Here is a 12,320-nt window from a genome sequence, read left to right on the forward strand (position 1 = left end):
GTTTATTTCCTGTATAATCAGTCAAAAATCAAAATTTTAACTTTTATATATTTAAGGTGTAGAATTAGAAACTTGAAGCACTTTTCCGTTATAGAATTTATTTCCGTTTAGAGAAAAGCCGTAAATGTAATCCGCCATTTCTAAGGCTGTTATTGGTGCTTCATATCCTGGAAATGCTTCTTCTAACATTTCGGTTTGCACAGCTCCTAATGCTAATACATTAAATTGTGGTCCGGTTTCTTTGTATTCCTCTGCTAAGAGCTCTGTTAAAGTAATAACCGCTCCCTTGCTTGAGCTATATGCTGCTAGACCAGGAAACTTAATACTTCCTTGAATACCTCCCATAGAACTAATGGTTATTACATGACTTGTTTTCTTCATAAATGGTAAAACAGTTCGCGTCATTTCTGAAACTCCAAAAACATTGGTCTCGTATACTTTAGCAAAATCTCTGAATGTAGTCTCTGTAAAAGGCTTGTTGAGTAACATGCCCGCATTATTGATTAAAACATCAACATGTTTCCACTCGTTTTTAATGAAAATTTCAACATTCTTATAATCATCTTCATTACATAAATCAAAGGCAAGTGAGTTGACCTTCTCAAGGTTTAGACTAGAAATTGGCTTATCATTTCTTGATAAAGCTAAAACTTTGTGACCGTTTTTTGAGAAAAGTTTTACCAACTCAAAACCAATACCTCTACTTGTCCCTGTAATTATTATGTTTTTACTCTTCATTTAAAACAATTTCTTTTGTTGAAGTGTTTACTAGTTTTTCTAAGCCTGAAATCATTTTATTAATAATGCTGCTCATAAATTCAAAATTCATTTCTTCGGCTTCATCTCCAACTTTATGGTAGTGATCAAAGTTAGTTAAGTCACAAGATGAAATGGTATGGCTTGGCACATTAAATTCTTGAAAAAACGCATAATTATCTGAACGCTTAAACAGGCTGTATTGTTTTGAAACTTCAGAAAAACCAATGAAATTAGTAGTTTGATATTCATTGAATTTTAAAGCAAAATTAGATCTATCAAAACCTGTTAAAAACACCTCGTAATCCCTATCTTTAAAAGGAACACCTAGCATTTCAAAATTAACCATTGTATATAAATCTATATCTTGTGATTTTAGTTTTTTAGCTAAAGCATCCGAACCTCTCAATCCCATTTCCTCAGCAGAGAATAAAGCAAAAATTAGGCTTCTTTTATTATTCTTTTTTGCAGCAAAATATTTTGCGATTGTCATTACGGCTGAAGTTCCTGTAGCATTATCATTAGCTCCGTTAGCTATTGAGTCGTTCTCCACTGCTTTACCAAAACCAATATGGTCATAGTGAGCTCCAATAACAACAAAGTCGTCTTTAAGTTTTTTATCCGTACCTTCTATATAACCAACAACATTATATCCGGTAATACTATCACCTCTCCTATTTACAAACTTAAATTCGTCTTTAAAATCTTCAAAATAAGGCTTAATATTATAAGATTGAAGCTGTTTCTGAATGTAACTAGCTGCCTCATCAATGCCTTCAGTTCCTGTATTTCGACCTTTTAATTCATCGGAAGCTAAATAAGTTACTATTTCTTTAACCTCCTCGGTTGTAATAGTTATAGATTTTTCTTCCTTTTGTGCTTTACAGTTTGATACGCTTAACGCAATTAATAATAGAAGGCTAATTTTTTTCATATTGAAATTATTCAAGTTTAAAGATAAAAAAAACCTGATTTGTAATGTGTACAAATCAGGTTATATTTTTAATAGTCTAGATTAGATCTATTAATTACACTAACATTGTCACCGGGTTCTCAATATATCCTTTTAAAGTTTGAAGGAATTGTGCTCCTGTTGCACCATCCACCGTTCTATGATCGCAGGCTAATGTCAGTTTCATTGTGTTTCCTGCTACAACTTGTCCTTCTTTTACTATTGGTTTTGAAACAATAGCTCCAACAGATAAAATTGCAGAATTTGGCTGGTTGATAATAGATGTGAAACTTTCGATACCAAACATTCCTAAATTTGAAATGGTAAATGTACTGCCTTCCATTTCATCTAAGGTTAGTTTCTTATTTCTAGCACGACCAGCGTAATCTTTGACTGCAGCGCCTATTTGAGGTAGGCTTTGCTCATTTGCAAAACGAACCACTGGCACGACTAATCCATCTGGTACAGCGACTGCAACACCAATATGCACATGGTTATTCATTCGCATTTTATCGTCAAACCATTGCGAATTGACCTGTGGATGTTGTCGTAATGCCAAGGCACAAGCCTTAACAATCATATCGTTAAACGAAATTTTTGTGTCTGGTATAGAGTTATATTGTGCACGGAAAGCGATGGCATTATCCATATCAAACTCCACATTTAAATAATAGTGTGGTGCTGTAAATTTAGATTTTGCTAAGTTTTTTGCGATTGCTTTTCGCATGTTGCTATTTGCAACCTCATCAAAGTCTTCTTGACCTGTTGGCACAAATTTAGCAACTGGTGCAGACGATGCTCCTGCTGTAGCTGGAGTAAAGTTTTCGATATCTCTTTTTACAATTCTTCCGTTTTCTCCAGAACCGTTAATTTGGCTAAGGTTAATCCCTTTTTCTTCAGCCATTTTTTTAGCTAATGGCGAAGCGAATACTCTTCCTATAGTGTTTGAATTTGCTTTAGAATCTGAATTTGAAGATTTTTTTTCTTCAGCTCTATCTTCTTTCCTAGTTTCTGTCTTAGGCTTCTCTTCTTTTTTTGGTTCAGAAGCTTTTGGTTTTTCTTCAGACTTGGTTTCAGAAGTTTCGTCAGCTTTGAAGTTCTTGGCAACACTTGAAACGTCAGTTCCGGCTGGACCAATAATAGCCAATAGGGAGTCTACTTTTGCAGAGTCGCCTTCTTCTAAACCAATATGCAATAATGTACCCGCATTAAAAGATTCGAATTCCATCGTCGCTTTATCGGTTTCGATTTCAGCTAAAATATCACCTTCTTCTACTTCATCGCCAACACTCTTTAACCATGATGCAACTGTTCCTTCTTCCATCGTATCACTTAAACGTGGCATAGTCACGACGATTACACCTTGTGGAAGTTCATCAGATGAACTAGAATCTTCATTTGAAGTTTCTTTTTCATCTTCTTGAGGTTTATCATTACTTTCTTCTTCTGAAGCTTCAGATGACTCACCATTTAAAAGACCTGAAATATCTTCACCTTCATCTCCGATAATTGCTAAGAGCGTATCTACTTTTGCCGTTTCTCCTTCTTGAATTCCAATATGCAATAGAGTTCCTTCATTGAAGGATTCAAATTCCATGGTCGCTTTATCGGTTTCAATTTCGGCTAAAATATCGCCTTCTTCGACTTTATCTCCAACTTGTTTTAGCCATGAAGCAACGGTACCTTCTTCCATGGTATCGCTTAGTCGTGGCATGTTTATTACTTCTGCCATAGCTTATTTAATTTTATGGTCTATAAATGGATAATCTTCTTGCTCGTAAACAGAATCGTACATGACACTCTTTTCTGGATATGGTGAATCTTCTGCAAATTTTTCACATTCAGAAACTAATGCTTTTACGCGTTTATCTATTGCTTTTATATCATCTTCGGTTGCATATTCATTTTCAAGAATGATATCTTTTACTTGCTTAATTGGGTCTATTTTTTTGTATTCTGCTACCTCGTCTTTAGTTCTGTAATGTTGTGCATCAGACATTGAGTGACCTCTGTAACGGTACGTTTTTACTTCTAAAAATGTTGGTCCTCCGCCGTTACGTGCTCTTGAAATTGCTTCATCAAAAGCCTCAGCAACTTTTACAGGATTCATACCGTCTACTGGTCCGCATGGCATTTCGTAGCCTAATCCTAATTTCCAAATATCTGTATGGTTCGCTGTGCGCTCTACTGAAGTTCCCATAGCGTAGCCATTATTTTCACACACAAATACTACTGGTAAATTCCATAACATCGCTAAATTGAATGTCTCATGAAGTGACCCTTGACGAGCAGCACCATCACCAAAACAGCAAATAGTCACCGCATCTACATCATGATACTTATCACCAAAAGCGATACCTGCACCTAAAGGAATTTGACCACCAACAATACCATGACCTCCATAAAAACGGTGTTCTTTAGAGAAAATATGCATTGAGCCTCCAAGACCTTGAGATGTGCCAGTTGCTTTACCATAAAGCTCTGCCATAACACGTTTTGGGTCTACACCCATACCTATTGGTTGAACATGGTTACGATAAGCAGTAATCATTTTATCTTTGGTTAAATCCATAGCATGTAAAGCTCCGGCTAAAACTGCTTCTTGCCCATTATATAAATGAAGAAAACCTCTTACTTTTTGCTGAATGTAAACGGCTGCTAGTTTGTCTTCAAACTTTCGCCAGAAATACATGTCTTCGTACCATTTAAGGTAAACTTCCTTTGTTACTTTTTTCATCTATTTTATTTATAAATAATAATCGCCTCCTTTGAATAATAAAGACGAATAACAAAAATAATATATTAAGACATAACCAAAAAAGACTATGCTGTAAAAAATGTAGTTTATGTCGTTAAAAAAATACGAAAACGTTACAGTACCGAACTTTCGAAAACTAAAGGCAAAAGATTAGCTAGAGATTTTGATTTTACAACTTTACCTTTAGCTCCCATAAAATAGATTTCAATGGGTTGCTTTTGCTTAATTTCATATTCCGCAATGGACTGTCTACAAGCTCCACAAGGTGGGATTGGCTTATTGGTAACTTGATTTTGAGATGATGCCGTTAAAGCCATTTTAAGCATTTTGGCTTTAGGGTATTTTGCTCCTGCATAAAATATTGCAGTACGCTCAGCACATAATCCTGAAGGATAAGAGGCATTTTCTTGATTGCTACCAGATACAACTTCACCGTTGTCTAATAGAATAGAAGCTCCTACATTAAATTTTGAATATGGAGAATAAGCAGTGTTACGAGCCTCTACAGCCAATTGCATCAATTTTTGAATATCTTCAGGTAGTTTCTCTAAAGAATCATAAACCACTAATACTGCTTCGATCTTAACTTCTTTCATACCAAATCAAATGTAACTAGACAAAAAAACTATTGCTCTAAGACAATAGTTTTTTTGTTTTGATTTTAAAATTTACGATTAATATTCGGTATACTCACCATCTCCAAAATTAAAGGTTAGTGAGAAACGTAAAGTATTTTCTAAAGGACTCTGCACTCGAGAGGCTGAAAATAAGTAAGATAAATCTAAATTTATTGTAGTGTATTTAAAACCTGCACCAAGAGCAAAAAACTTTCGTGCACCTTTTTCTTCAGATTCATTGAAGTAGCCTGCTCGGAGAGCGAAGGAGTTATTATATGTATACTCTGCTCCTAAAGAATAAGTAAACTCTTTTAATTCTTCACTAAAGCCTCCTGGAGCGTCACCAAATGATTGAAAAACTCCTGACAAGAAGCTTACATCACTATCTTGACCAGCAGTTATTATTGTTGGCTCATCACTATCTTGTTCGCCATCACCATCTGTATCAACAAAACCTAATTCTGGAGGGGTTGGCACTAAAAGCTTAGCCAATTCAGCTGTCAGCGCCAGTTTACTATTTTGGTCGAAAATAAAATCGAATCCACCACCTAATCTCAAATTGGTAGGTTGAAACACATCTTGCCCACCATCATCATAACTAAACTTAGGTCCTAAATTTTGAATGGCAAAACCAGCTCTCCAACGTCCATTAAAATCGTTATAGGCATTTTCTTCACTTTGATAATACCCTGTAATATCAGCACCAAAAGAACTACCTGGATTTGCGTTAGGGTCTACTTGACCAATACGCAGTGCTGAACGAAAATATCTTAAACCAACAGCCATTGAAAATTGATCAGCTAACTTTAAAGAATATGCCACATCAATCGCGTATTCATTGGGTTTTACCGGAATACCTGGTGTAGTTGCGTCTTGAGTTAATACAATTTCACCAAGACTAAAATATTTGACACTAGCAGACACGGCACTAAACTCATTTAAACGGTTAAAGTACGTTGCGTAACTTATAGATATATCATTAACTAAACGCGTTAAGTATGGCGTAAAGCTAATTCCAAACCCAGATTTAGCTTCAGAGAAGGCATACTTTGCAGGATTATACTGCTGTGAAAATCCATCTACAGATGTTGCTACGCCCATATCTCCTAAAGCTGCTGAACGCGCATCTGGAGCCACAAGCATGAATGGAATTCCCGTAGTGATTACTGAAGATTGGTCCGGAAATACGATAGTCTCTTGAGAAAAAGTCATCTTTACGATTCCAAAAACCAATATAAGAGTTAAAATATTTTTCATTTAAGATGGTTTACTTAGCTGTTATTAATTGCCAAAAAAATGTTAACAAATATAATTTAATATTATAGTATTACAAGTTTTTCGATTTTTTCAATCTGCTTATTTAAACGCTGAGATTTTACTTTTAGTATATAGATGTATACACCTTTTCCTATTTTATCTCCGAAATCGTCTCTACCATCCCAAACAATATCCCTAGATAAAGTACTTGTAGATTTTCCTGAAGTATTAGTTTGCCCATTTAATGTTTTTACCAATTTACCAGAAACCGTAAATATTTGCACCGATACATCTAGAACATCACTACTGTTATGGTTAAACCAAAACTCCGTATAATCTACAAATGGATTTGGATAGTTAAGTACATTTTCAATAACCAAAACTTCATTATTATTAAAAACTTCGAACTGGATTTCGGAAACAGATGAATTATTATAGACATCCCAGGCTTTAAATGTTAATGTGTGTAAACCAGGCTCTAAGTCTCTAAAAGCAAACGTTACCGCACCACTTGTAAAGTCATCTACATTGGCTTGGTAATAATCATTTAACACAAAAGGATTGGTCTCGTCACCGTCTAAAATTGCTGTAATATCATGACCTATACCACTTGCCGTATTTATGCCGTTTTCATCTTGAAGTTTTGCAAGCAGCGTTGGTGACTCATTAGTAATACCTCCTGAAACAAAGTTTTCATCATTCATGAAAAGATTAATTACTGGACCTATATTATCTTCTTCTGCATTTTCGTTAATTCCACCTACCTGAATATCAAAACTATGACCTGTCTGGTCTTCTAAAACATTATTTCTTTTTGCATAAAAACTAACTTTGCCTGTGCCAATAGGAATACCAATGTCTCTAGGCACGACGAAATTAAAATTAAACTGACCATTTGTAATAGTAGCTTGACCTTTAAATATAATTTCACCAAGAGTGGTAAAATCTAGAATAATTAATCCGTTATCATCAGACACATTATCGTTAGCTAATGTACTTCGCTCTGTATCTTTATCAAAAACGGTTGCTGTAAGTATACCGCTGTAATTAGATAGTAAATTACCGCTTTCATCTACAACTTCACCCGATAATTTTACTCTACCCAATGCTTCTAAAACATCCGTAGTTTGTGAAATAGGCGTATCATTTATTTGAGTTAGACGAATACTTGGTTTTGGTATTGCTAATTTCATTGCTGGATCGCCGATAAAATGTACCAAGCGGTTTTGAGAACTCCCTGCAATCTGTGGATCTAATTTAGTTAATCGCAAAGCCTCAGCCATAGACGTATAATCATTAGAGCCATACGAGAAAAGATAATCTTCTAGAATTTCATTATATGCTGTCCCTACATCTACAAATACCTGTCGCGTAGTTGTAATTAATGCCACGGCACCTCCTTTTGTATTCCAGTAAGTAAACTCTCCTGCAGTTTGTAAATCTGGATTATCATATTTTGTATACTCACAAGTTACTGTTACAAAACAGTTGAATCGGCAATTGTTATTAATTGTCTGAGCATCGTTAATATCAAAAATACGTTCTTCTGCTAAGCCCAATTCGCCACCGTGACCAAAATAATTAACCAATAATACGCCTACATCTATAGCATTTTTAAAAGCATCATTGACATCTGGATATCTGTCGCCACCAGACGAAGATTGCTGCTGAAACGCATCTGAGTGTATTTTTATAGAATTAAAAAATGGTTTTTGCACACGTACATCTGTTGCTACATCATCCGTAGTTTGCTGCAATATTCGCTCAAAAGGCTGATCAACGTCATCTGACACCAAAAGGATGTTATTCCTCCAGCTTCCATAGGACTCTTCTGCGTAGTAGGCTTCGATTTTATCTACCACTTCTTTTGTTCGTTGAGGACTATCTACCAACATACGACCTACGGCTATATCTAAACGATTAGACGTTGACAACGTTCCTTCATTATCGTCCATCATACCATAAAAATCATCAGAAATAAGTGAATTTGTAACACTAAAACCATTTAGAGAGAACCATGAGGGCACAAAATTGGTATTGTTATTTAATCTGTCTTTATAATCGTAAGAAGCGTCACCAAAAAGACCTACATATTTCACTCTATTATCTGAAGTACTAGCATTGTTATAGACGTAGCGAACAAAATTACGAATGGCCGCTATATCTTGGCTCCCGGAGCTAAATTCGTTATAAATTTCTTGAAGTGTAATAACCTTAACATTGAGGTTATTTTTATTTCGGTTTATTTGCGCCAAACGTTCTGCCTGACTTAAAAACAACTGAGGAGTAATAAGTAAGTAATCTATGTCTCTAAATTGACCTTGGTTGTCTAAAAATATAGTACCTTTTAAATTCTGATTAGCCACTTGACTATTAGCGTCACGTTTCGGGGTTTGAACATCCGAAATTGAAAAAGCCACATACTTTCTTAGCTGGCCCGCATTAGTCTTGAAACTAAATTCCGAATTTTCATCTTCATTAGCCACAGATTGAACATTAAAAATATCTGTAACATCCCAAATATCAGAAACATCCGAAGTATTTGACACATTATACTGTACAACTCCTGAAGCAGAAGCTACCACATCATTTTCAAAAAATAATTGTCCGCCAGCATAAGCGAGTTCACGCTTAGCTTCAACATTTATATAATCTAAATAAGCAGAAGCAATAGGATTACCACCATTATCATACTCTAAATCAATTTCTAGATTTTCGCTAGAGACATTAACATTACTGTTAAGAAAAGCTCCTGTTCCGAAAATAAAAGCGTCAGGATTGATAGCTGTAAAATTCACATTTGAAACATCGCTATCATTAATAGTAACTGTCATTGAGGATGGCAATTCAGACACAGAGCCAAAAGCTATTCTCACATTTACAGGCGTTGATGTATCTACATTCGGTATTTCAAAATTATACTTTCGTTGTGTCACTACATCAAACTTATCACCAAACCATCTTCTACCTATTTTTACCAAATTGAAATCATCGACCTCATAAAAGTCATAATGCTGAAATTTATCTATCATAAGATTTGGTTCTGCTTCAGGTTGAGTTATTGCCGAAATACGTTTACCATCTCCGCCGCTAATATTAATGTAGTAGTAAGTCTTATCTGTATACAAATTAAGATTAGTATTTTGTTCTTGATTGAAACCCTGAGGTCCTTTAGCATAGAACAAAATATAATCTTGACTATCAAAACTTCCATCTTCTCCTCCAATAATCTTAATAGCGTTTTCTGTTAAATCAATCGAGACATCTTCAGCATTAAGATACGGTAGCATATTACCGCCATTACCATAAACCTTTATGTTCCTTGGATTAATAGAATTGATATTAACACCCAATTGATTCAGAAAATTTGCTGATAGTCTATGAACTCCTGTTGTATCAACATAAAAGCGATACCATTCGCCATTAGCTAATACAGAATTAGTTATTGCTGAAAAAGATGAAGTTGTAGATGCTCTATTTGATGAGCTAGTACTGTAATTGATTGTAAAACTAACCACTTTTTTAAATCTACTATCATCTTTAACAATAGGGTTGAGTTCGAAAAAGACCGAAGATTTTCCTCTAGCAGAAATATTTTTTAGCTGAAAAGTTAAATACGAAGAAATTTTTGAAACCTCTAAATCTTTCAAATCAGCTCTAGACATTTGCTCATAAACAACATTTGTCAATCTAGCAGAATTTTCATTAATCAATGATGATTCCTTCCATTCTGCAAAATAAACTAGTCCTTTTTCCGTACTGTAACTAAAGTGATTAAATTCAAAAGAAGGCACTTTAATACTCGAAAAACCAGCCTCAAGTGTCCTGTCACTGTCCCAGTTAATTACAAACTGTTTTTGTTGGGCAAAAGAAAAAAAACATAAAAAAATAAAAAATATAGTAGAGCTCTTTTTCATGGTAAGTAAACGCACAAGATTATACCTTATTATAGATGCACAATTTTTATTTCAAAAGTACAACAATAATTTATTTTATAACTCGTTATTGATATTCAAAATAAATCGTGAAATCAGCAATATATCCGTTGTAATGACAAAAAAACAGGATGAAATACATATTTTTTGTGCTTAATCGGTAAAAAATGTTGTTAGTTGTTCTTTAATTGCTATATTGCACGACCATTAAACAGAACTTACTTAATAGATAGTTTATGAGATACGTTATGAATTTTAGATTATTAGCAGCCTCAGCCCTAATATTTACTGCTTTTAGTTGTAAGCGTTCATCCAACTCCAGCAATGTAGATAGCGCCACTGGTTGGGCTATAAACGATAAGCAAGGTGGTTTTCAATACAACACTAGTTTTAAAGAACAAGAGACTCCTCCAGGAACAGTATTTGTCGAAGGCGGAACTTTTACAATGGGTAAAGTACAAGATGACCCAATGCACGACTGGAATAATAGCCCATCACAACAACACGTTCAATCTTTTTATATGGATGAGTCTGAGGTAACTAATTTAAATTACCTTATGTATTTAGGCTATTTAAAAAGTGTATATCCTCCAAGTGACCCTACATATTCTAACATCTATACAGGCGCCTTACCAGATACTTTGGTTTGGAGAAATCGCTTAGGTTATAACGAAATGATGACCGATAATTATCTTCGCCATCCTGCTTATGCAAACTACCCTGTAGTTGGTGTGAGTTGGATACAAGCCGTTGAATACGCAAGTTGGAGAACAGATAGAGTTGCTGAGATGTCTTTACAAGAATCTGGTTACCTAGAAAGAGACTCACAATATAAGGCTGATGCTGAAAGCACATTTAATACAGACACATATATTAATGCACCAACACAAACCTATGGTGGTAACAATTCAATCATTAATCCTGTGCGCTCTAGAAAACGTGCTCAAGTTAATGCTTTGGGAGATACTATAAATGTGTATGCCAAACGTGAGTCAGGTCTTATCCCTGTAAAATTTAGACTTCCGACCGAAGCTGAGTGGGAATATGCAGCCTTAGGTATGACAGAATTAAGAAGCTATAACATCTACAGAGGTCGTAAAAAATATCCATGGGATGGACAATATACACGTTCTGGTAAAAGATCTGGACGAGGAGATCAATTAGCAAACTTTAAACAAAGTGATGGTGATTACGGTGGTATTGCTGGTTGGTCAGATGATGGTGCCGATATTACCCAAGAAGTAAAATTCTATGCTCCTAATGATCATGGATTATATGATATGGCTGGTAACGTAGCAGAATGGGTTGCTGATGTCTATAGACCAATTGTAGATGATGAGTTTAATGACTTTAATTATTTTAGAGGTAATACCTACTATAAAAACGCTATTAATGATGATGGTACTGTGAAAATTGTTGTAGAAACAGTTTACGATACCTTAAGTAATGGTAAAATAGTAGCTCGTAATCTTCCAGGAGAAATTAAAAAAATCCCTGTAGACGAAAACGAAACCTACCTTAGAACAAACTTTGACAGAAGTGACAATAGAAACTTTAGAGATGGAGATCAAAAATCTTCAAGATACTACAGAGATAATTTTGATGATGATGAATTAGGAAATAGAGACGAAACTCGTAAAATGTATAATTCTCCAAAACATAAAATTGATAGAGACTCTGCTAGTGGTAAAATGATAAAAGACTATGACAAGTCTGCTAGAAGAACGTCATTAATTAATGATGAGGCGAGAGTTATTAAAGGTGGCTCTTGGAGAGACCGCGTGTATTGGATAGACCCTGCACAACGTAGATTCTTCCCTGAAGATATGGCTACTGACTATATCGGATTTAGATGCGCAGTATCTAGAGTAGGCTCTAAATCTAAATCAAACAAAAAGAAACGTAACTAATCTTAATTAATTAGGCTATATTCTATAATATGACTTAAATAAGTTGTATTTTAGTAAAAACGAAAGTCATGATACCACAAAATTTCACAGAATACTTCAAAAGCCTCGAATTATTTGAGCGACAGGAAATAGTAA

General features: G+C 34.8%; 8 protein-coding genes. 1 reads left to right on the plus strand and 7 read right to left on the minus strand.

The window, feature by feature from the left end; genetic code table 11:
- Positions 1-51: 51 nt before the first annotated feature.
- The 7 genes from HKP48_RS09505 to porU all read right to left on the minus strand — a co-directional run bounded on the left by HKP48_RS09505 (position 52) and on the right by porU (position 10,257).
- Positions 52-738 carry an SDR family oxidoreductase gene (locus HKP48_RS09505; RefSeq protein ID WP_296345226.1) on the minus strand — a complete coding sequence of 229 codons (687 nt, stop codon included), beginning with the start codon at positions 736-738 and terminating at the stop codon, positions 52-54.
- On the minus strand, positions 728-1,690 hold the full coding sequence (locus HKP48_RS09510) for a M28 family peptidase (protein WP_296345228.1): 963 nt from the start codon (positions 1,688-1,690) through the stop codon (positions 728-730). The genes HKP48_RS09505 and HKP48_RS09510 overlap by 11 nt, the downstream gene beginning before the upstream one ends.
- A gap of 94 nt (positions 1,691-1,784) precedes the next feature.
- Entirely contained in the window at positions 1,785-3,440 is a 1,656-nt protein-coding gene (locus HKP48_RS09515) for a pyruvate dehydrogenase complex dihydrolipoamide acetyltransferase (protein WP_296345230.1), read from the minus strand.
- 3 nt (positions 3,441-3,443) lie between these two features.
- Positions 3,444-4,445, minus strand: a complete 1,002-nt coding sequence (gene pdhA / locus HKP48_RS09520; protein WP_296345232.1) for a pyruvate dehydrogenase (acetyl-transferring) E1 component subunit alpha — start codon at positions 4,443-4,445, stop codon at positions 3,444-3,446.
- 134 nt (positions 4,446-4,579) lie between these two features.
- On the minus strand, positions 4,580-5,062 hold the full coding sequence (gene cdd, locus HKP48_RS09525) for a cytidine deaminase (RefSeq protein WP_296345234.1): 483 nt from the start codon (positions 5,060-5,062) through the stop codon (positions 4,580-4,582).
- A gap of 78 nt (positions 5,063-5,140) precedes the next feature.
- Positions 5,141-6,340, minus strand: coding sequence for a type IX secretion system outer membrane channel protein PorV (gene porV, locus HKP48_RS09530; protein WP_296345236.1), 1,200 nt, complete (start codon positions 6,338-6,340; stop codon positions 5,141-5,143).
- Between the two features lie 62 nt (positions 6,341-6,402).
- Positions 6,403-10,257: a type IX secretion system sortase PorU gene (gene porU / locus HKP48_RS09535; protein ID WP_296345238.1), complete on the minus strand. Its 3,855-nt coding sequence runs from the start codon at positions 10,255-10,257 to the stop codon at positions 6,403-6,405.
- A gap of 254 nt (positions 10,258-10,511) precedes the next feature.
- On the opposite strand from porU, the gene gldJ reads away from it, so the two are divergent.
- Positions 10,512-12,185 (plus strand): gliding motility lipoprotein GldJ, encoded by a 1,674-nt coding sequence (gene gldJ, locus HKP48_RS09540; protein WP_296345240.1) that lies wholly within the window; start codon positions 10,512-10,514, stop codon positions 12,183-12,185.
- The last annotated feature ends 135 nt before the right edge of the window (positions 12,186-12,320 follow it).

This window comes from Winogradskyella sp. (assembly GCF_013042245.1).
GTDB lineage: Bacteria > Bacteroidota > Bacteroidia > Flavobacteriales > Flavobacteriaceae > Winogradskyella.

Excerpts from the sequence above, each read along its gene's own strand:
- HKP48_RS09505 (WP_296345226.1), bottom strand. The coding sequence starts at position 738 with ATGAAGAGTAAAAACATAATAATTACAGGGACAAGTAGAGGTATTGGT.
- HKP48_RS09510 (WP_296345228.1), bottom strand. The coding sequence starts at position 1,690 with ATGAAAAAAATTAGCCTTCTATTATTAATTGCGTTAAGCGTATCAAAC.
- HKP48_RS09515 (WP_296345230.1), bottom strand. The coding sequence starts at position 3,440 with ATGGCAGAAGTAATAAACATGCCACGACTAAGCGATACCATGGAAGAA.
- pdhA (WP_296345232.1), bottom strand. The coding sequence starts at position 4,445 with ATGAAAAAAGTAACAAAGGAAGTTTACCTTAAATGGTACGAAGACATG.
- cdd (WP_296345234.1), bottom strand. The coding sequence starts at position 5,062 with ATGAAAGAAGTTAAGATCGAAGCAGTATTAGTGGTTTATGATTCTTTA.
- porV (WP_296345236.1), bottom strand. The coding sequence starts at position 6,340 with ATGAAAAATATTTTAACTCTTATATTGGTTTTTGGAATCGTAAAGATG.
- porU (WP_296345238.1), bottom strand. The coding sequence starts at position 10,257 with ATGAAAAAGAGCTCTACTATATTTTTTATTTTTTTATGTTTTTTTTCT.
- gldJ (WP_296345240.1), top strand. The coding sequence starts at position 10,512 with ATGAGATACGTTATGAATTTTAGATTATTAGCAGCCTCAGCCCTAATA.